This is a genomic window from Massilia sp. (assembly GCF_032106685.1).
Lineage (GTDB): Bacteria > Pseudomonadota > Gammaproteobacteria > Burkholderiales > Burkholderiaceae_D > Telluria.
Map to the genome: position 1 here is coordinate 1 of NZ_DAMCPG010000062.1, position 20,930 is coordinate 20,930.

The window sequence follows — 20,930 nt, forward strand, 5'->3', positions numbered from 1 at the left end:
TGCAATAGGGTTCCCGTGGATACAGCATGTCCTGCCTCCTTACTGTTCGTCGGTGAGAATGCGGATGCGCGCGATATGCATCGCCTCGCGCTCGAGCAACCCGGTCTTGCCGGCGGCGTCGCTGACGCCTGTCAAGGTGCTGCCGTCGCTCATCTCGATCTCGAAGCGGCGGTTGGCGGCGGGCACGGCGTCCTCGCCATGACCGCCGTACTTCAGGACGAATTTCTGGTCGGGGCTGCCGCTCTCGAAGGTCGGGAACTCGGCCGCCATCGTTGCCGGACCATCGAACGGGAAGTTCGCTGCCTGGTGGCTGATGTCGCCTTTCGTGCCGAGCGTAATGCCGCCGCCGACCTTGATGAAGGAACCGTCCTCGGCAATGATCTGGATTTCCTTGGCCATCAGGATGATCATGCCGTCGGTGGCGGTGAGCTTGACGTTGTTGGCGGCGTTGATTTCGGTGTCGTCGTGCTGGCTCTGCAGCAGGAACTTGCCGTGATGGGCAATCGCCCGGATCCCGCCGTGGTGAGAAAACAGCGAGACGCCCTGCCCCGCATTGAGGTTGAAGCGCTGTCCGGCGGTCAGCTGGATGTGCTGTTGCGCCACGTTGTCGAGGTTGGTGCCGGCATAGCTGACGATCGCCTTCGGCGTGGCGAAGCTGATGCCCTCGGGCGCCGTGACGCCGATCAGGGCCTTGCCGCCGCCCTGGCCTTCGGGCGCGGTATTGCTGCCGTGTTCCCAGTCGTTCAACTGCGACCGCATGTCGCCGAGCGGTTCCGCGTCGAGCGGCAAGGCCTGGTGCTCGGCCGCGTAGTTCCCCAGGCTGCGGCATTGCTCCAGGCACTGCTCCATCAGCGACAGGAACTCGGCGCGGGCCAGCTGGCTGTCGACCGCGTTCAGGCGCTGCCATGCCGTTAGCAGCATGCCCTTGGCCGCGCGCACGGCCACGTGCTCGTCGCTGCGCAACTCGGCACCCTCGCCCCGCGCGCTAGCATCCCCGTCGCGGCGCGGATGCCGCAAGTGGCCGAGGTTGAGCTGGCTGTGCCCATGTTCGCTCGCCAGCTGGGCGCTGATCTGGCCGGGCGTGTCGTCCAGGCGCAGCTGGTTGTAGCGCTGACCCTTCACCTCGCGGCTCTTGATCCCCGACAGGAAGCGGTTGCCCGGCAAGCTGCCCGAGTGCGTGAAATCAGGCGGCGGCGTGCGGCCTCCATGCACGCGGCCCGTGATCACGGGCCGGTCCGGGTCGCCTCCGAGGAAGGAGACGAGGCACTCGTCGCCAGCGCGCGGCAACGAGATCGCGCCGTAATGGCTGCCGGCCCAGGAACTCGAGACGCGGATCCAGGCCGAGTCGGTGTCGCTATCGGATGCGCCTGCGCCCTGGGCATGCGCGTGGTCGCCGGGGCGGCAAGCAGGAAAGCGCACCTTGACCCGGCCCTGCTGGTCGCAATGCACTTCCTCGTCCCCCGGCGTCACCACCATCACGCTCTGCACCTGCGCATTCGGCAAATCGACACGCGGGTCGAAGGCGGGCACGATGGGAATGGTGCGCCGCACGCAACTGAACCGGTTCGTGTAGCGCGCTCCGCGTTCGGCACTCGCGCGTTCCAGGCCATCGTCGGGCTGGCGCCACTTGTTCAGCGTGAACAGGCGCACGATGCGGTCGTTCAGCGATTTTGGCAGGTTGTTTTCGGCGTCGACCTGCAGCTCGGTCACCACGAATTCGCGCTCCTCGGCGGTATGCGCGTCGAGTTCCGCGTGCCCTTCCACGGCGATCCACTGCCCGGCATCCAGGTCGCGCACTCCGCTCTCGGCCTCGAAATGCTTGGACTCGTATTCGCGGTGCTGCATGCGCAGGGTGGCCAAGGAGCGGAAATCAGCCGCGTTATTACCCGCGTGGGGCGGGTCGACCAGGTACTCGTCCAGGTTCGCGGCGAACCTGTTTCCGTATTCTCCCTGGTCGTGCTGGCCCGGGATCGCCATCTCGCTTGCCGATGACTGCTTATAATCCCAGCTATGGCGCGTCACGCTCCCGGCAGTCAGCGAGCGCACTGCGTGCCATGCGGTAATGCTGTCGCGGGCTTCGGTCGCGTCGTCGCGGTGATAACGCACCGTTCCGGCCGGGCTTCGCGCAAGGGATTGCGAATCGTCGAACAACACCAGCCGATGGCCACGCACGGCGTCGTGCCGCGTCGGCTCGCCTGGTTCGAAGGACCATCCCAAGCCGCGCCGTTTCCACAGGCGACGCAGGAATGCAGCATCGGATTCGTTGTATTGCATGGTGAATTCGCGTGGCTCGGACGAAGCGCGCACCAGCAGCCTGAAATCGAAGAAGCGCGCCAGGACCGGGTTTTTCTGCAACCATTCCCGCAGCAGGATGCGGGTGATGTCGAGCTCGCTGGCCTGCCGGAAAATGCGCGTATTGGTGCGCATTTCCATCAGCGACAGCGCGTCGCGGATGACCAACTGATAGCTTGCCAGGCCGCCATCGCTCTCGCCTTCGGCCGCCTGCGCCACGATTCCGCAGACCGAATGCAGGTTCCCGCGGTCGGTCACGAACTGAAGTTCGGCCGCCGTCGCGATGAAACGCTTGAGCGGCAACCCGGCCTGGGACGCGACGCATAACAGGCGATACTCGAACCCGCCGCAGATGCTTGCCCGGCCTTTGACATGCTTGACCAGCAGGCGGGCGGCAAGCGGTCCGTCTTCGCCCGACAGGCGCAGGCGGATCGGACGGTTCGCATCGGTGAGTTCCCGATGCAGTGCATGAAGGTGTGGAGAATGCATGATGGATTCCAGTGGCAGCAGGAGTTCGCCATCGAAGCAGTCGATGGTGTTAACCATTGGAATGGTGCGGGAGTGCGGAAAGTAATTGTTGATTTGTATCAACGCCAGCTGGCTGGTGACGATCTGACGTGAAAACCTCCCATCAAGAAACGCTGCAACGCGCGAGAGCGGAAAAGCGTTGTAGCTTTCTACTTTGGCAATTTCCCTATACACCCTGACCACGTTTGAGGACGCCACGCGACACCTCGCGCCTCATCGCAGCGTCGGCGTCTTGACGCTCTCCCGGCGCTCGGGCAGAGTTGCGCCATGGCACTGTCCCTATGGCAGTGCGCGCCGTGCCGATACCTTCCGCTTTCATTTTTTTCGCAGCCAATGCCCATCGATTTCCAGCCTCCTCCGCAGTCCACCGCACAGATCCAGCCCGCCACCAACGCTTCCTTCGACGAGCAGTACGAACAGGCCCGCGCGCTGGCCAATGGCGGCCAGCCGGCGCTCGCCGTGGCCGCCTACGACGCCCTGCTGGTGCGCTCGCCCGGCAACGTCGACGTGCTGCTGGGGCGCGGCATCGCCTACACGCGCCTGGACCGCTGGGCCGAGGCCCAGGCCGACCTGGAAGCGGCGGCCAAGGCCTCGCCGGACTACGCCGACGTCTGGCTCGCGCTGGGCAACATGCACCAGTGGCATGACCAGCCCGAGCAGGCCATCGCCGCCTACAGCCGCCTGGTCGCGCTGCGGCCGGACGACGCGGCCGGCTGGCTGGCGCGTGCGCGCGCCTGGCGCGCCGCCGGCCGCATCGCGGAGGCCCGTGCCGACCTGGCCAAGGCGCGTAGCGTCGGCGGCAACGCGGCCGAGATCGACGCCTTCGATGCGGCCCTGGTGGCGGCCCCGCTTGCGGCGCCGCTTGCGCCCCAGTCGCCGCAGCCGCGCGCCGGCAACCCGGAAGCGACGCTGGCTGCCGGCTATGCCTGGGCGGCCAGTTTGTCGGGCAGCTGGACGGACGTGGGCAGCGGCCCGCGCTGGAACGACCAGACGGCCAGCGTGCGCCACTACATGCAGCGCGGCTCGATCGGCTTCGAGACCCTGCGCGCGCACCGCTTCGACCAGAGCGGCTATGCCTGGGCGCTCGACGCCTACGCCGACCTGTGGCCGGGCGCCTATGCCAACCTGCGCTACCAGCGTGCGCCGGCCGCCCGCCTCTTCCCCGGGAATTCGGGCCGGGTCGAGATCTGGCAGTCGCTCGGCAGCGGCTGGGAAGTGTCGCTCAGCGACGACGTGCTCGGCTTCGATTCGCGCGTGAACATCTACGGCGCCACCGTCGCCAAGTACGTCGGCAACTGGTACATCCAGCTGCGCCACCAGAACATCGTGTCCGAAGGTTCGCACAGCAGCGGCGACCGCCTGATGGCGCGCTACTACTACGCCGGCGACGCCGACAGCTATCTCGAGGCGACGGCCAACCGCGGCCGCAGCGACGATCCGCTGTCGCTGGCCGGCGGCCGCGCGCGCTCGGGCGGCGGCAGCCTGACCTGGGTACGCTACTGGTCGGGCGACTGGGGCACAAAGGTCGGCGCCAGCTTCTCGCGCGACAGTGGCGACGCGCGCGAACGCGGCGTCTCGATCGGCCTGTACCGCCGGTGGTAAGCGTGCAGCGCACGATGTTCGAGCGCCTCGGGCGCGCGCTCGCCTTTGCCTGCGAGGCCCTGCCGGCCCTGGTGCTGGCCTGGCTCTGCCTGCGCATCGCCGAAGCGATCCACGCCAGCGGCGCCGGCGTGGCGCAATCGAGCCTGTTCGGCGCCAGCCTCGGCAACGACCTGCTGTCGCTGCTGCGCTTCGGCTTCGTCTTCCTGCTCGGCGCGCTGCCGCTGGCCCTGGTCCCTTCGCGCCGCTGGCGCACCGTCCTGCTCGGCCTGGTCTGGAGCGTGCTGCTGCTGGCGCATGCGGCGCTGCTGCAATACCACTGGATCTCGGGCGTGCCGCTCGGCGCCGATTTGTTCGCCTATTCGGGCGACGAAGTGAAGTCGACCGTGGCCGGCGGCTTCCAGCTCAGCCCCCTGCTGGGCGTGGCCGCGCCGGCCGCGCTGGCCGTGCTGTGGCTATTCCTGGCGCTGACGCTGCGCGACTGGTGGCCGCGCGCCCCGGCCCGCACCGCCGCCGTCTTCCTGGCCGCCAGCCTGGCCGGCTTCGTCCTGCTGCCGCAGCGTTTCATGCCGCCGGTCGCGCGCAGCGACGCCGACGCTGAATACCTGCTGAACAAGACCGCCTTTTTCATCGACAGCAACCTGGCCCAGCTGCGCGCGCCGGATGCCGATGCCGCCGCGCCGCACGCCAGGGCGCAGACGCCGTGGTCGGGCAGCGACCCGGCCCATCCCTTCGCGCATATCGAACGCACGCCCGATACGCTCGGCCCGCTGTTCGACGCGCGCCCCGGCGCGCCGCCGCCGAACCTGGTCTTCGTCATCGTCGAAGGCCTGGGCCGCAGCTTCTCCGGCCCGGGTGCGCGCCTGGGCAGCTTCACGCCCTTCCTCGACGAGCTGGCCGGCAAAAGCCTGTATTTCGAGAACTTCCTGTCCGGCCAGGGCCGCACCTTCGGCGTGCTGACCACGGTGTTCGGCTCCCTGCCCTTCGGCGAGAACGGCCTGGCCGCGCTCGGCGACAAACTGCCGCGCCACGAATCGCTGCTGACGGTGCTGAAAAGCCAGGACTACCGCCTGCGCTTTTATTCCGGCTCGAACCTGGAGTTCGACAACGAGGGCCTGTTCCTGCGCCGCCAGGGCGTCGACACCCTGGTCAGCGAAAAGGATTTCGGCCCGCCATACAAGCGCAGCAACGACTGGGGCTACGCCGACCGCGACCTGGTGGAGGTGGCGCTGGCGCGCGAAGCGCAGGCGCCGGCAGGGCCTTTCGTGAGCATTCTCCAGACCACCAGTATGCACAGTCCTTTCACCTTCCCCGGCAAGGACGACTACCTGCGCCGCGTCGACGCGCGCCTGGCCGAACTGAAGCTGGCGCGCACGCCGATCCACGAGAACGGGCGCGACATCTTCGCCAGCATCCTCTACACCGACGACGCGCTGCGCCTGTTCTTCGAGCGCGCGCAGAAGCTGCCTGGCTACGAGAACACGATCTTCGTGATCACCGGCGACCACCGCCTGCCCGAGCTGCCGATGGACACGCGCATCGAGCGCTACCACGTGCCGCTGATCGTCTACTCGCCGCTCCTGAAGGCGCCGCGCGCGATCAAGTCGGTCTCCTCGCAGTTCGACATCGCGCCCTCGCTGCTGGCCTACCTGTCCAATAACCACGGCCTGAAGTCGCCAAAGGAAGTGAGCTGGATCGGCACCGGGCTGGACACCGAACAGTCGTTCCGCAACCTGCACGCGATTCCGCTGAAGCAGACCAAGACCGAGATGAGCGACTTCGTCTCCGGCACCGCCTACCTGGCCCAGGGGCAGCTGTACACGCTGGGCGACGGCATGCAGACCGACCGCAATGCCGACGCCGGTGCGCTGGCGCGGGCCCAGGCCCAGTTCCGCGACTTCTTGCAGGCGAACGGCACCGCCGGGCGCAGCGCGGCCCTGCTGCCCGCCGCCAAGGTGGAACTGGCCGCCTACGGAGGCGAGCGCACGCTGCGCGGCACGGCCCTGGCCGTCAGCGCGGGCGACGTCGGCGTCAGCGGGCTGCGCCGCGTCCCCGGCGGCAAGGAGGCCGAGTTCGAGGCGACCTTCACCAACCACGGCGCCCACGCTTCGCCGGACTTCGTGCCGCTGCTCGTCATCACCAACGAGCACGCACTGGAACTGAACGAGACCGTCGCGCCGGCGCTGACCCTCGGCCCCGGCGAGTCGCGCACCGTCAGGCTGCGCCCCCGCCTGGACAAGGTGGCGCCGGGCAGTTATTTCGTTTCCGTCCTGCCGTCGCACCCGGCCACCGGCCGCCCGGTCGGCGTCGGCCAGTACCACGTGGAGACGCGCCTGTGAAACGCCTGCTCGCCACGCTGCTCGCAGCGCCACTGATCGCCGCCGCCGCATGCTGCGCCCAGGCCGCCGAGCGCATCGGCCCGCGCGCGATCTGGACCTGGGAAGAGGATTCGTACGCGATGCTCGAGGACCCGGCCGCGGCCGGCCGCGCGATCGGCTTCCTGCAGGAAAAGGGAATCGACACGGTGTTCCTGTACGCCGACGCCTTCGACCGGCGCAACCTGATCGTCGCGCAGCCCCAGCTCTACCGGCGCCTGATCCGGCGCCTGCACGCCTCCGGCATGAAGGCCTATGCCCTGCTCGGCTCCGGCTACCTGCACACCGAGCGCTACGTGCTGCCGCAGCACCGCAAGGAAGCCCTCGCCATGCTGCAGCGCGTCCTCGACTACAACAAGACGGCCGCGCCCGAGGAACGCTTCGACGGCATCAACGTCGATATCGAGCCGCACATCCTGGACGAATGGGCGACCCGCAAGATGGCGCTGCTGGCCGAGTTCGTGGCGCTGTCGGACGCGCTCATGCAGGCGAAGCGGGCCTCGGGCCAGGCGCTGCCGATGGGCCCGGCGATCCCGTTCTGGCTGGATGGCCTGTTCATCGAATGGAAGGGCCAGCGCAAACCGGTCAGCCAGCACGTGCAGGACATCTACGACTACGTGGCGCTGATGGACTACCGCGACCGCGCGCTGGGCGGCGACGGCATCGTCAGCCATGCGATGGATGAGCTGCGCTACGCCGAACGGATCGAGCGCCGCGTGCTGATCGGCGTGGAAACGCTGCCGAACGCGATCAAGAAGGTGTCCTTCCACCACCTGAAGGAAGCGGACCTGGAACGCGAACTGGGCGTGACGGCGCAAAGCGTGGGCGCGATGCAGCCCTTCGGCGGCTTCGTGATCCACCATTACGGGTCGTACCGCAAGTGGCTGGGGCTGGCGCCCTGAGGTCGTGCCGCAGGCCGTGATCCCGTACCGCCTCAGACCCGGGTCAGCCGCACCGTATGCTGCTGCTCCTTGCCCTCGGCGGTCCAGCGCTGGCAGGCTTCCAGGGTCGCGTCGTCGATCCGGCGCCACTCGAAACGGGCGGGCGCGCTGACCGGCTCGAACACGGCGCCGTCGTTGCCGATGCTCGCGGCCTTCCAGGTGAACTCCCCCCACTGCGAGATCACCTCGCCATCCTTGAACGAGATGGTGCTGCCCTCGCTGCGCCCGTCGAAGGCCGCGCTGGCGTAGCGGTGCGACTGGAACACGTCCGGCGCGGGCCGCCCGTATTCCTCGTAGAACTCCTTGCCGTCGGCGCTATGGCCTTTCCAGCGGCCGACCAGGAACTGCAGCCGGGCGAAGTCTTCAGGGCTGAACATGCGCGTCTCCTCGCAGCGGAAGTGATTCGCGCACTGTACGCTCCTGCTCCGTCCCGCGGCACACGATAAGCCGCGCCGCCCCTGGCCGGCTCAGTCGGTCACCACGTGCCAGACGTCCTTCATCTTGTCGCCCTTGCGCTCGCCGGGCTTGGCGTCCTTGGCGAACAGGTAGAGCGGCTTGCCCTTGTAGGCCAGCTGCTTGGCGCCGTCGTCGCGCGTGACGACCGAATACGGCGAGGTGACGCTATCGCCGGTGACGGGCACCGGCGGCCACATCTTCGCGCATTCGCCGTTGCAGGCGCTTTTTCCGGAACCGGCCTTGTCCTTGTCGAAGGTATAGACCGTCATGCCGGCGGCGTCGGCCAGCACGCCATCGACTTTCTTGAGCGTCTGGGCCGGCGCGCTGGCGCTGGACAGCACGAGCGCGACGCCCAGTGCTGCAAAGACAGGATGAATCGCTTTCATGGCAATCTCCTGGTGTGAACGGAAGAAGATTCAGTATAGGACAGGCGGCGGATGATTCGGTCTGCCGCGTCGGCAAAAGGCAACACGCCCGCGGCCGCGTGTGCAACGCCGCAACGGTTTGTCGCCTGCGCCATGCAGCGCAGCTTACGCGGCAGCCTGGCGGCGAAAAGGCATTGACAGGCAGACCACAAACCGGCGACATTGCTGGTTGCCATTTTTCATTTACAAGATGTCATGCATGATGTTGCCGCCGCGGCTGGCGCGTTCCCGATCGACACGACTGCGCCCGCAGAGGATCCTCCTGCCGCGCGCACGCTGCGCTTCGCCTTCACCGGCAGCGGACGCGAATATTTCCGCATCTGGGTCGTCAACCTGCTGCTGACCCTGGCCAGCCTCGGCATCTACTCGGCCTGGGCCAAAGTGCGCAGGCTGCAATACTTCGACCGGAACACCACGCTGGCGGGCGCGCGCTTCGACTTCCACGGCAACCCGAAGGCCATCCTGCGCGGCAGGGTGCTGGCGGTGCTGCTGCTGGTGGCCTATCACTACGCGTTCGGCATCTCGCTCACGGCCGGACTGGCGACCATTGCCATGCTGCTCGCTTCCCTGCCCTGGCTGATCCGCGGCGCCCTGCGTTTTCGCCTCGGCAATACCAGCTACCGCGGCCTGCATTTCCATTTCTCGGGATCGGCGCCGATGGCTTACCGGGTCTACCTGGCGCCGATCGCCGTCTTCCTTCTGCCCGGCGTGCTGGTGGCGGTGTACGGCGAAACGCCCTGGGTAACGGTGGCCTGGCTGCTCTACCTCGGCTGGCCGCTCATGTACGCCTGGATGAAGCACTACCAGTACGGCTACGTGGCCTATGGCGACCAGGCGTCCAGCAACGCGCTGACCGTGCCCGGGTTCTTCAGCATCTACGTGCGCGGCTCCCTGCTGGCCACCTCGATCGTGATCGTCGCCTTCCTGGCCGGTGTCGTGGCGATGCCGCTGGGCGCGCTGATGCCGGTCCGGAGCGCCGCGGTGGCCATCGGACTGATCGTGGGAGGGGGGATGGCCCTGATGGCCTATGTCCTGCTGGGCCCTTACCAGCAGGTGCGCGTCATGAACCTGTGCCTGCGTCACACGTCCTTTCCCGGCGTGCGCCTGGTCTCGAACCTGTCGGCGCGCGATTTCGCGCGCCTGCAACTGAAGAACCTGGCCCTGACCCTGCTTACCCTCGGCCTGTACCGGCCGTTCGCGGTGGTCAGCGCCTACCGCTACCGCCTGGACCACCTGGCGCTCGACGTCGACGAGGGCTTCGACCACGTCGTCTCGCGCGTCACGGCGGGCGGCGGCGCGGCGGGCGACGGCGCCGCCGACTTCGTCGGCCTCGACCTGTCCTGGTGAGCGCCATGACGACCGCATACTTTTTCGACGGACGCAGCGCGCGCCGTCACGAGGTGGCCCTGGGCGTCGCCGGCGGCGCCATCACGCTCGTGGGCGCCATCGACCGCCGCTACGCCTGCGGCGACACCCGCGTTGCCGAGCCCTTCGAAGGCACGCCGACGGTGCTGTACTTCCCGGACGGCGCACGCTGCGAGGTGGACGAGCCCGAGGCCGGCCGCATGCTGCGCGCGGCGCTGGGCTACCGTGCCTCGCGGGCGGTGCGGCTGACCGCCCATACCTGGTCCGTGCTGGCGGCGCTGGTGCTGCTGGTGGCGCTCGTCCTCGTCACGACCTTCTGGGGCATACCGACGGCCGCAAAAAAGATCGCGGACGAGCTGCCGCCATCGGTCGACCGCTCGCTCGGCGAGAGCGCCGTCGATGCCTTGCGCGCCAGCGGCGTGCTGCGCCAGAGCCGCCTGAGCGACGAATGGCTGGCCGAGGTCCAGCAGCTCATGCGCCGCGTCGCGCCGCCCGACGTGCCGGTCCGCCTGCTGATCCACGACGTCAAAGCGTTCGGCGCCAACGCGGTTGCCCTGCCCGACGGCACCATCATCATGTCCGACCTCATGGTGCGGCTCGTGGTCGGCAAGCGCGGCGCGATCGGCGAAACCGAGGCCGCGCAGCTGGCCGGCGTGCTGGCGCACGAGATCGGCCACGTGCGCCTGCGCCACGGCACGCGTATCCTCGCCGGCTCCTCGCTGGCGGCGGCCCTGAGCGCCAGCCTGTTCGGGGACTTCAGCGCCGTCGCCGCCCTGCCCGGCGTGCTCGCCGGCCTGAGCTACTCGCGCGAGATGGAAGCGGAAGCGGACGACTACGCCATCGCGCTGCTGCGCAGGAACGGCATTTCCACGCTCCCCCTGGCCGACCTGTTCGAGCGCATGGAGTATGGACCGGAGGAGGAAGACCGCAAGGAAGCCCCGGGCTGGATCTGGGAAGCGGCGGAGTCCTTCATGTCCAGCCATCCGCTGAGCGAGGAGCGCGCCGAACGCCTGCGCGAAGCCGCCGGCGAGTAGGCGGGACGCGCCGGAAGAAGCCGCTTCAAGCGACGAGCTGGCCGATGCTGAAGACAGCGGCGACGATGGCGAGCCCGAGCAGCCCATTGGACAGGGACCGGTTCCCCTGGCGCGCTTCCTGTAAAGCCGCCACGCCCAGGCCGAGCGCCATGATCAGATTAATGAACTGCAAGCTTGCCATGCCGGGCTCCTGCTAACTCATTCCCAATCCATGGCGCCTTTTTTCCATTCGTAGGCCAGCCCCACCGTCAGGATGGCCAGGAAGACCATGCCGGCCCAGAAACCGAGCAGGCCGATCTCCCTGTAGGCGGCGGCCCAGGGGAAGAAGAAAACGACTTCCAGGTCGAACACGATGAACAGGATGGCCACCAGGTAGTAGCGGATGTCGAAGCGCATCCGCGCATCGCCGAAGGCCTCGAAGCCGCATTCGTACTGGGACAGCTTCTGCGCGTCCGGCTTGTGCGGCCCCAGCACCCGGCCGAGCACCTGGGGAAGAACGCCGACCGCCGCGCCGATCAGGATAAACAGCAGAACTGGGAAATAGGCTTCGAGATTCATAGTGACAGTACCAGGTGGTTGATGAAAAAGATTGCGCTGGGCAAGGACGCAGGGCGACGACCGCCCTTGCCTCAGGAGGAACTGGAAAGCTTCATGAGAACCAGGCCGCTGACGATCAGGACGGCCGCGATGACGCGCAGCGGCGTCAGCTGTTCGCCGAGGACGGCGATGCCGACGATGAAGGCGCCGACGGCGCCGATGCCGGTCCAGATCGTGTAGGCGGTGCCGAGCGGCAGGGTGCGCATCGAGAACGACAGCAAGCCAAAACTGGCTGTCATCAGGACGAGCGTGAGAACGGTGGGGATGGGTCTGGAAAAGCCTTCCGACAGCTTCATCGAATAGGCCCAGGCGACCTCGAGAATTCCAGCAAGCACAAGCAGTATCCAGGCCATGACACACTCCTGTAGAACAGAGCGGGTCGTCCCGATGCAGTTGCCCTTGATGAGGGGGAGGTCGTCCTCCTGAAGGCGCCCGGGAAAACCAGGCGCATGTGGATGCCTGGGATTATAGGAAACAAAACCGGCAGGGTCAACGCGCCGGGAAGCGGCCAGCCTGCCCGCCCTGGCCCGGCCCGCCGCCGGCGGGTCTTGCCGTCAGCAGAAATCCCGGCTGTTCGTCGTCAGCCTTCCCAGCAGGTGCGACATGTCGACCAGCCGCTTGGCGACCAGGTGCCGCACTTGTCCTTCGCTCTGCCAGACGCCGTAGACGCCGAGCAGGTTCGCGCCCAGCACTTCGCGCCGCTGCTGCTCGACCAGGTCGGGCCAGACGATGACGTTGACGTTCCCGGTTTCGTCTTCGAGGGTGATGAACAGCACGCCCTTCGCCGTGCCCGGGCGCTGGCGCACGGTGACGAGGCCGCAGCCGCGCGCCAGCCGGCCGTCGGCGTATTCGTTCAGTACGGATGCCGGCATGAAGCGCTGCGCCAGCAACTGCTTCCTCAGCAGCGCCAGCGGATGGCGGCCCAGGGTCAGGCCTTGCGCGCGGTAGTCGCCAACGATCTCGTCGCCCTCGGACGGCGCGGCCAGCGCCGGCATCTCTTCGGCCACCGAGGTCGGGCGCAGCAGGTCCTTGTCCGGCACCGCGCCCACCGCCTGCCACAGCGCCTCGCGCCGGTGTCCGGCCAGCGAGCGCAGGGCGTTGGCGCCGGCCAGCACCTGCAGGTCGGCCCGATCCAGCCCCGCCCTTCTCGCCAGGTCGGCCACGCTCTCGAAGGGCCGGATCGCGCGCGCTTCCTCGATGCGCATGGCGGCCTCGATACGCATGCCGCGCTGCAGGGACAGGCCCAGGCGCACCGCCGGCTGGCGCGTGCGGTCGTGCAGTTCCTCGAGGGTCGACTCCCAGCCGCTGATGTTGACGTCGGCCGGACGCACCTCGATGCCGTGGCGCTGGGCGTCCTGCACCAGTTGCGAGGGGCTGTAGAAACCCATCGGCTGGCTGTTGAGCAGCGCGCACAGGAAAGCCGCCGGCTCGTGGCACTTGATCCAGGAACTGGCATAGGCCAGCAGCGCGAAGCTGGCCGCGTGCGACTCGGGAAAGCCGTATTCGCCGAAGCCCTGGATCTGGCTGAAGATCTGCTCGGCAAACGCCAGGTCGTAGCCGCGCTCCAGCATGCCGCGCACGATGCGCCCGTAATACTGCTCCAGCCCGCCCTTGCGCTTCCAGGCCGCCATCGCGCGCCGCAGCTGGTCGGCCTCGCCCGGCGAGAAGCCGGCGCCGAGGATCGCCACCTGCATCACCTGTTCCTGGAAGATCGGCACGCCCAGCGTGCGCTCCAGGGCGATCTTCATCTCCTCGCTCGGGTATACGACGGGTTCGAGGCCCTGGCGCCGGCGCAGGTAGGGGTGGACCATGCCGCCCTGGATCGGGCCAGGCCGCACCACCGCCACTTCGATCACGAGGTCGTAGAACACGCGCGGCTTCATCCGCGGCAGCATGCTCATCTGGGCGCGCGACTCGATCTGGAACACGCCCACGGTATCGGCGGCGCAGATCATGTCGTAGGTGGCCTGGTCGTCGGGCGGGATGTCCTGCATCTCGAAGGGCATGTCGTGGCGCAGGCTGACCAGGGCCAGCGCGCGGCGCAGCATCGACAGCATGCCCAGCGCCAGCACGTCGACCTTCATCAGGCCCAGTTCCTCGAGGTCGTTCTTGTCCCACTGGATGACGCTGCGGTCAGGCATGGCCGCGTTCTCGATCGGCACCAGGCGAGAAAGCTTGCCCTGCGCGATGACGAAGCCGCCCGGGTGCTGCGACAGGTGGCGCGGAAAATTCAGCAACTGCTGCGCCAGGGTCGCCCACTGGCGCGACAGCGGCGCTTCCGGATCGAGGCCGCTCTCGGCCAGGCGGTTCAAGAGGTCGGCCTTGCTGTCGAACCAGTGGTGGTTCTTGCAGACCTTCTCGATGATGGCGAGGTCGATGCCGAGCGCGCGGCCGCTGTCGCGCAGGGCGCTTTTGGGGCGGTAGCTGATCACCACCGCGGCCAGCGCGGCGCGGGTGCGGCCGTACTTGGCGTAGATGTACTGGATAACCTCTTCGCGGCGCTGGTGCTCGAAGTCGACGTCGATGTCCGGCGGCTCATTGCGCTCCTTCGAGATGAAGCGTTCAAATAACAGGTTCGCCCGCGCCGGATCGACCTCGGTGATGCCCAGGCAGTAACAGACCGCCGAATTGGCGGCCGAGCCGCGGCCCTGGCACAGGATGTCCTGCGAACGGGCGAAGCGCACGATGTCGTAGACGGTCAGGAAGTAGTGCTCGTACCGCATGTCCGCGATGAGCGCCAGCTCGTGCTCGATCTGGGCCTGCACCCTGGCCGGGATGCCTTCGCGGAAGCGCCGGTGCGCGCCGATATAGGTTTCGGCGCGCAGGAAACTGCTCGCGCTCTGGCCCGGCGGGACCACCTCGTTCGGGTATTCGTAGCGCAGTTCGTCGAGCGAGAAGGTGCAGGCGGAAGCGATACGCAGCGTCTCGTTCAGCGCTTCCTTCGCATAGATGTTCGCCAGGCGCAGGCGCGCGCGCAGGTGCTGCTCGGCGTTCTGCGCCAGGCCATAGCCGCATTCGGCCACGGGTCTGCCCAGGCGGGTGGCGGTGAGGGTGTCCTGCAGGGGTTTGCGCGAACGCACGTGCATCGTCACGTGGCCCAGCGCGACGATCGGCAGGCCGTGCTGCCAGCCGACCTCTTCCACCGCCAGGCGGTGCGCCTCGTCGAAGGCGCGGTGCAGCAGGGTCAGGCCGAGCCAGGCGCGGTCCGGGAAGTGCGCGGCGATCCAGGCGGCCTGCGCGTGCAGGCGGTCGACGCCGGCCCGGTCGTGGCCGGGATAGGCGGGCAGCAGGATCGCCAGGCAGCCGGGCATGCTTCTCAGGTGCGCCAGCTCGCCTGGCGGATTGCTGATATCGTCGGGCGTGAGGAAGTAGCTGCCCTTCTCGCTGCGCGTGCGGCCCAGGGTGATGAATTCGGACAGGTTGCCGTAGCCATTGCGGTTTTGCGCCAGCAGGATCAGCGACAGGGCCGGACTACCGTCGGGCTGCTTCAGGTGGAAGTGGGCGCCGACGACGAAGGGCAGCGCCGCCTTCTTCGCCTCGGCATGGGCGCGCACCACGCCGGCCAGCGAGCACTCGTCGGTCAGCGCCAGCGCCGCATACCCCAGCCGCACCGCCCGTTCGACCAGCTCCTCGGCGTGCGACGCGCCTTGCAGGAAGGAGAAATTCGAGAGGCAGAACAGCTCGGCATAGTCGGGCAGGCCCTGCATCGATGGGTCGGGTGGCAAAGGCATCGGTCGATCGGCTGGCAGATGAGTTGAGAAAAATTAAAACGTGCAAACCGCACAAAAGTACTGCATAAAAACACAGTATCACTGACGAGATCACTTTGGCAAGGACCAGCAATGCAAGTTCATGAGTTCGTTTGTTTCGGCGAGCAGCCCGGCGAAGGCAATCCGGCGCTCGTCGTCGTGGGCGGCAACGGCAACCCGGGGTGGCGCCGGGCGCTGGCGCGCGAGCGCAACCTCACCTGCGTCTTCCTCGATCCGGGCGACGGGCTCGATACAGCGGCGGTGCTCGACTTCGTCTATCCGCACATGCGCAGTCCGCTGTGCCTGCACGCCACGCTGGCGGCGGCCCAGCTGCTGTTCGAGCGCCACGGGACACAGCCCTTGAGAGTGAAGACGGCGATGCATGGCCAGCCGCTGCTGCTCGCGCGCGATGGCGACAACGTGTTCGTGCGGCTGGCGCGCCAGGAAGCGCCGCGGGCCGAGACGCTGTTGGACATCCATGGCCTCCTGCCCGAGCGCCTGCTGGCCGCGCCCGACCTGGCCCTGGCCAGCGCCCCGCGTGTGGCCTCGGTCGGCAGTCCCAAGCTGCTGCTGGAAGTGGCCGACGTGGACACGCTGTACGGCCTGGCGCCGGACCTGGCACTGATCCACGTCTGGGGCAAGGAAGTCGGCGTGAACGGCTGCTACGTCTGGTGCAGGACGGACAAGAACAGCGGCGAGGGCGAAGTCGAGGGGCGCAACTTCAACCACCTGGAGCCGGGCCTGGAAGACAGCGCCACCGGCGTCGCGGCCGGCGCCCTCACCCTCGCGCTCGGCCACGGCCTGGTGGTGCGCCAGGGCCGCGCCACCGGGCGCCACTGCCTGATCCGTACCGCGCTGGACGCTAACACGGTGCTGGTCGGCGGGCTGGCAACCCGCGTCGCTTCGGCCTGAACGAAAGCCGGGTCACCCTGCTCCATCATGGTGACAATGTGCGCGTTTCTTTTTGACATTGTTTGCTATCGTACAAGGCCTTTTCCTCTCATCGGACTGCCATGCCCAAGCGCCTTGTTCTCATCCTGAGCTGCACGCTCCTCGCCTCGTCCAGCCAGGCGGCCCCTCCACATGCCGCCGCGCCCGCCGGCTGCGAGCACGACCGCACCCGCCTGCTGGCGCTCGACGAGAACCAATTCGACCAGGACCTCGACGGTGGTTGGCGTACTCTCGCCGAAAAACCGGGCTGCAAGCTGGTCGCCGCGGATTTGATACGCGCTTATCGCCAGGCGCATGGCAACGAAGCCGGCATCCTGTACTGGCACGAGGCGCAAGTGCGCGCGTTTGCCGGCCAGACCGAGACGGCAATCGATTTGATGAAAAAGTCGCGCCGGCCAGCGCAGGCCGATGCAGGAGGATGGAACGCGTATGTGGACGCGAGCATTGCCTTCCTGCGCAGGGATCGCCCGGCCCTCGACAAGGCGCGGCAAGAACTTGCCGCAGTCCCCTTCCCTACCGACAAAGGCCTGCCGCCCCTGAAAGACGGCATCATCGAGATGCCCATGGAAGATGGCAAGACGATGAAAATGCGTTGGCCGCCCAACATCGACGTCGTCGACGGCTTCGTCAACTGCTTCGACAAGCCCTACGAGCAGGCCTACGCCAACGCCTGCCGTCCACCCGCTCCCTGAGCACAGGGGCGGCGTAGGGTGGGCGGCTCCACCCTGGCCTCTGCGATCCCGCAGCCTGTGCGCCGCCCACGCGTCCAACCCGGGCCGGCACTACCGGACCGCATTACAAAGCCGTAGGGTGGGCGGCTCTACCTTCAACAGGTGCGCCGTCGCGGCATGCGCGCCGCCCACGCGTTCAACCCAGGCGCGCAGCCACGCGCCGCATCACGAAGCCTGCATCTACAGCAAGCTAATCCCCGGCAAGGACAACAGCGAGGTCTCGCGCATCACCTGCACGAAATCAAGCAAACAGGCATTGCCCGCCAGCCGCCTCGGCGTCACCGCATACAGCCGCCCCGTCAAGCCATCCGGCCCGATGCGCTGGCGCGCCACATAGCCCCGCTCCAGGTAGCCGTTGACCGCCCACAGCGGCAGCGCGGCCAATCCGCGTCCACTCGCCACCAGCTGCAGCATGCCGACCGTCAGCTCGGTCGTGCGCCGCGGCGGCTCGACCCCGGCGGGCTTGAGCACCTGCCGCACCAGGTCCAGCATGTCGTCCGGCACCGGGTAGGTGATCAATGCCTGGGTCGCGAAGTCCTGGGCCGTCAGGTGCGGCTTGGCGAGATAAGGATGGTTCAGCGGCAGGATCGCGACCATCTCGAATTCGAACAGCGGATGGAAGTCGACCTCGGTCTCGCTCTCGTCCAGCTCCGACACGATCGCCACCTCGGCGCGGTCCTGGTGCAAGAGGCCGATCGGATCGGCATGGAAGCCCGACACGATGTCCTGCTCGACCTCCGGCCAGCGCGCGCGCAGCGCGTCCATCGAGGGCATCAGCCAGTCGAAGCAGGTGTGGCATTCGACCGCGATGCGCAGCTTGCCGGTGGCGTTGCTGACCAGGCGCGCCAGGTCGCGCTCGGCCGCGCCGACCAGCGGCAGGACCTGCTCGGCCAGCGCCAGCAGGCGCTGGCCCGCCGCGGTGAAGGCCACCGGGGCCGACTTGCGTTCGAACAGGCCGGTCTCGTATTGCCGCTCCAGCGCCAATACCTGGTGCGACAGCGCCGATTGCGTCACGTTCAGCAATTGCGCCGCGCGCGAAATGGTGCCGGCTTCCTTCAGGGCCAGCAGGGTGCGCAGGTGGCGCAGTTCAAGGATGGAAGTCGCCATGAATTTTTTTCACGTTTTCTCAAAATTTATTCGTTTGAATTATGCACGAGTTCTGACGACAATCTTAGCATTGTTCATACGAATTGAGATTATCATGATTAGAATTCATACCCTCGGCTATCCACGCATCGGCCTGCAACGCGAACTGAAGTTCGCCCTCGAGGGTCACTGGCGCGGCGAGAAGAGCGAAATGGAACTGGAAGCGGTCGGCGCCGCCCTGCGCGCCCGCCACTGGCAACAGCAGGCGCAGGCCGGGCTCGACTTCGTCACCGTCGGCGACTTCGCCTTCTACGACCACGTCGCCAACCACATCCAGCTGTTCGGCTGCGAATCCGCGCGCTTCGGCTTCGACGGCAGCGAGTCGACGCTGGCGCGCTACTTCACGCTGGCGCGCGGCGTCGCCCGCGAATCCGGCCGCGCGCACGAGGGCGGGCATGACAGCGCCGCCTGCTGCGGCCGGCACGGCGAGGGCAAGCCGGCACTGGAAATGACCAAGTGGTTCGACACCAACTACCACTACCTGGTCCCCGAGTTCGACCGCGCCACGCGCTTCGCGCTGGACGCCCAACGCCTGCTGGGCGAGGTCGCCGAGGCGCAGGCGCTGGGCCACCAGGCCAAGGTGGCGCTGCTCGGCCCCCTCACCTTCCTCTGGCTGGGCAAGGCGAAGGACGAGGGTCTCGACCGGCTCGACCTGCTCGACACCCTGCTGCCGGTTTACGTCCAGCTGCTGGCGCAACTGAAGCGCGCGGGCGTGGCCTGGGTCCAGCTGGACGAGCCCATCCTCGGCCTGGACCTGCCGGGCGCCTGGCTGCTCGCCTTCGAACGCGCCTACCACCAGTTGGCCACAAGCGGGGTCCCGCTGCTGCTGGCCACCTACTTTTCGCCACTCGAAGGCCAACTGAGCATGGCGTGCAAATTGCCGGTGGCCGGCGTGCACGTCGACGGCGTGCGCGCCGCCCACGAGCTGCAGGCGGTGGCCGACTGGCTGCCCGATAACAAGGTGCTCTCGGCCGGCATCGTCGATGGCCGCAACATCTGGCGCACCGACCTCGACCGCGCGCTGGCCCGGCTGCGGCCGCTGGCCGAGCGCCGCGGCGAACTCTGGCTCGCGCCTTCCTGCTCGCTGCTGCACGTGCCGCTGTCGCTGCGCGAGGACGCCGCCCTCGACCTTGAACTGCGCGGCTGGCTGGCCGGCGCCGAGGAGAAACTCGACGAGCTGCGGGTCCTGCGCAACGCGCTGGTGGAAGGCGACGGCAGCGTCTGGACCGAGCTGTGCGCTTCGCGCGCCGCGGCCGAGGCGCGCGCCGCCAGCCCGCGCGTGCGCAATCCCGAAGTTGCCCGCCGCCTCGCCGCGCTGGCCCCGAACGCCGACCGCCGCGCCAGTCCCTTCCCCCAGCGCCAGGCGGCGCAGGCAGCGCGTTTCCAATTGCCGCTCTACCCGACCACCACCATCGGCTCGTTCCCGCAGACGCCGGCGATCCGCGCCGCGCGCGCCGCCTTCAAACGCGGCGCCCTGGCGCGCGACGACTACGAAGCGGCGATGCGGCGCGAGATCGAGCAAGCGGTGCGCGAACAGGAGCTGCTGGGCATCGACGTGCTGGTGCACGGCGAGGCCGAGCGCAACGACATGGTCGAGTACTTCGGCGAGCAGCTCGACGGCTTTGCCTTCACGGCCAACGGCTGGGTGCAATCCTACGGCTCGCGCTGCGTGAAGCCGCCGGTGCTGTTCGGCGACGTGGCGCGCACCAGGCCGATGACGGTGGCCTGGAGCGCCTATGCCCAGGGCCTCACCACGCGTCCGGTGAAAGGCATGCTGACCGGCCCGGTGACCATCCTGCAATGGTCGTTCGTGCGCGACGACCAGCCGCGCGCCACGACCGCGCTGCAGATCGCGCTGGCGATCCGCGACGAAGTGAGCGACCTGGAGGCGGCCGGCATCGGCATCATCCAGATCGACGAACCGGCGCTGCGCGAAGGCCTGCCGCTGCGCCGCGCGCTCTGGCGCGACTACCTGGACTGGGCCGCGCGCGCCTTCCGCATCGCGGCCTCGAACATCGCCGACAGCACCCAGCTGCACACCCACATGTGCTACGCCGAGTTCAACGACATCCTGCCGGCGATCGCGGCGATGGACGCCGACGTCATCACCATCGAGACCAGCCGCTCGGACATGGAACTGCTGCGCGGTTTCGGCGACTTTGCATACCCGAACGCGATCGGCCCGGGCGTCTACGACATCCACTCGCCGCGCGTGCCCGCCGTCGACGACATCCTGCGCCTGATGCGCAAGGCGGCCGCGGCGATCCCGCCGGCGCAGCTGTGGGTCAATCCCGATTGCGGCCTGAAGACGCGCGCCTGGCCTGAGACGCGCGCGGCGCTGCGCAACATGGTCGAGGCGGCGAAGGTATTGCGTAGGGTGGGCACCTGTGCCCACGCGGTGATACGTGACAGCAAAATCACCGAGAACGATGCCGGAGCGATGATTTGATCCTTTGTAGGGTGGGTTCTCGAACCCACCATCACAAGGTTTGACCGTTCGCAATGCACGCCGCGAGACCGGGTGGGTTCAAGAACCCACCCTACGAACCCGTTACATCTCAGCCGATACGATTGGATCAGGGGTCGTCTCCATGCACGCCGTGAGACAGCGTGGACACAGGTGTCCACCCTACCAAAACCGCAGCATGGACACTCGTAGGGTGGGTTCTCGAACCCACCATCACAGGGTTTGACCGTTCGCAATGCACGCCGCGAGACCGGGTGGGTTCAAGAACCCACCC

Annotated in this window: 16 protein-coding genes; 8 read left to right on the forward strand and 8 right to left on the reverse strand. The window is 67.7% G+C overall.

Annotated features, from left to right (window positions below; genetic code table 11):
- Positions 1-39: 39 nt before the first annotated feature.
- Positions 40-3,018 carry a type VI secretion system Vgr family protein gene (locus RT688_RS22235; protein WP_313707015.1) on the reverse strand — a complete coding sequence of 993 codons (2,979 nt, stop codon included), beginning with the start codon at positions 3,016-3,018 and terminating at the stop codon, positions 40-42.
- 135 nt (positions 3,019-3,153) lie between these two features.
- Between RT688_RS22235 and RT688_RS22240 the strand changes: the two genes are divergently transcribed.
- From RT688_RS22240 to RT688_RS22250, 3 genes are read left to right on the forward strand one after another with little or no spacing between them, the layout of a single operon-like run.
- Positions 3,154-4,422: a YaiO family outer membrane beta-barrel protein gene (locus RT688_RS22240; protein WP_313707016.1), complete on the forward strand. Its 1,269-nt coding sequence runs from the start codon at positions 3,154-3,156 to the stop codon at positions 4,420-4,422.
- A gap of 2 nt (positions 4,423-4,424) precedes the next feature.
- Positions 4,425-6,758: an LTA synthase family protein gene (locus RT688_RS22245; RefSeq protein ID WP_313707017.1), complete on the forward strand. Its 2,334-nt coding sequence runs from the start codon at positions 4,425-4,427 to the stop codon at positions 6,756-6,758.
- The gene (locus RT688_RS22250; RefSeq protein WP_313707018.1) at positions 6,755-7,696 is read left to right on the forward strand and encodes a hypothetical protein; all 942 of its coding nucleotides are present in this window, start codon (positions 6,755-6,757) and stop codon (positions 7,694-7,696) included. Before RT688_RS22245 ends, RT688_RS22250 begins: the two co-directional genes overlap by 4 nt.
- A 32-nt stretch (positions 7,697-7,728) precedes the next feature.
- On the opposite strand, the gene RT688_RS22255 is transcribed toward RT688_RS22250, so the two are convergent.
- Both RT688_RS22255 and RT688_RS22260 read right to left on the reverse strand, forming a co-directional pair.
- On the reverse strand, positions 7,729-8,112 hold the full coding sequence (locus RT688_RS22255) for a hypothetical protein (RefSeq protein ID WP_313707019.1): 384 nt from the start codon (positions 8,110-8,112) through the stop codon (positions 7,729-7,731).
- Positions 8,113-8,202: 90 nt separating this feature from the next.
- On the reverse strand, positions 8,203-8,577 hold the full coding sequence (locus RT688_RS22260) for a hypothetical protein (protein ID WP_313707020.1): 375 nt from the start codon (positions 8,575-8,577) through the stop codon (positions 8,203-8,205).
- A gap of 234 nt (positions 8,578-8,811) precedes the next feature.
- Here RT688_RS22260 and RT688_RS22265 point away from each other — a divergent pair, with 234 nt between their 5' ends.
- Positions 8,812-9,963 carry a YjgN family protein gene (locus RT688_RS22265; RefSeq protein ID WP_313707021.1) on the forward strand — a complete coding sequence of 384 codons (1,152 nt, stop codon included), beginning with the start codon at positions 8,812-8,814 and terminating at the stop codon, positions 9,961-9,963.
- Positions 9,964-9,968: 5 nt separating this feature from the next.
- Complete coding sequence (locus RT688_RS22270; RefSeq protein WP_313707022.1) at positions 9,969-11,015, forward strand: M48 family metallopeptidase; 1,047 nt, start codon at positions 9,969-9,971, stop codon at positions 11,013-11,015.
- 25 nt (positions 11,016-11,040) lie between these two features.
- Here the strand turns inward: RT688_RS22270 and RT688_RS22275 are convergent, their stop codons facing one another.
- The 4 genes from RT688_RS22275 to RT688_RS22290 form a co-directional block, all read right to left on the reverse strand.
- Positions 11,041-11,196, reverse strand: a complete 156-nt coding sequence (locus RT688_RS22275) for a hypothetical protein (protein ID WP_313707023.1) — start codon at positions 11,194-11,196, stop codon at positions 11,041-11,043.
- Between the two features lie 17 nt (positions 11,197-11,213).
- Complete coding sequence (locus RT688_RS22280; protein ID WP_313707024.1) at positions 11,214-11,573, reverse strand: NADH-quinone oxidoreductase subunit A; 360 nt, start codon at positions 11,571-11,573, stop codon at positions 11,214-11,216.
- 71 nt (positions 11,574-11,644) lie between these two features.
- Complete coding sequence (locus tag RT688_RS22285; protein WP_313707025.1) at positions 11,645-11,965, reverse strand: multidrug efflux SMR transporter; 321 nt, start codon at positions 11,963-11,965, stop codon at positions 11,645-11,647.
- Positions 11,966-12,166: 201 nt separating this feature from the next.
- A complete protein-coding gene (locus tag RT688_RS22290) occupies positions 12,167-15,343 on the reverse strand; it encodes an error-prone DNA polymerase (protein WP_313707026.1) in 3,177 nt (1,058 codons plus the stop codon).
- Between the two features lie 111 nt (positions 15,344-15,454).
- Between RT688_RS22290 and RT688_RS22295 the strand changes: the two genes are divergently transcribed.
- Together RT688_RS22295 and RT688_RS22300 are read left to right on the forward strand one after the other, a co-directional pair.
- Entirely contained in the window at positions 15,455-16,273 is an 819-nt protein-coding gene (locus RT688_RS22295) for a PhzF family phenazine biosynthesis protein (RefSeq protein WP_313707027.1), read from the forward strand.
- Positions 16,274-16,374: 101 nt separating this feature from the next.
- Positions 16,375-17,004, forward strand: coding sequence for a hypothetical protein (locus tag RT688_RS22300; RefSeq protein WP_313707028.1), 630 nt, complete (start codon positions 16,375-16,377; stop codon positions 17,002-17,004).
- A gap of 219 nt (positions 17,005-17,223) precedes the next feature.
- On the opposite strand, the gene RT688_RS22305 is transcribed toward RT688_RS22300, so the two are convergent.
- Entirely contained in the window at positions 17,224-18,150 is a 927-nt protein-coding gene (locus RT688_RS22305; protein WP_313707029.1) for a LysR family transcriptional regulator, read from the reverse strand.
- A 94-nt stretch (positions 18,151-18,244) separates the two neighbouring features.
- Here RT688_RS22305 and metE point away from each other — a divergent pair, with 94 nt between their 5' ends.
- Positions 18,245-20,638, forward strand: coding sequence for a 5-methyltetrahydropteroyltriglutamate--homocysteine S-methyltransferase (metE, locus tag RT688_RS22310; RefSeq protein WP_313707030.1), 2,394 nt, complete (start codon positions 18,245-18,247; stop codon positions 20,636-20,638).
- The last annotated feature ends 292 nt before the right edge of the window (positions 20,639-20,930 follow it).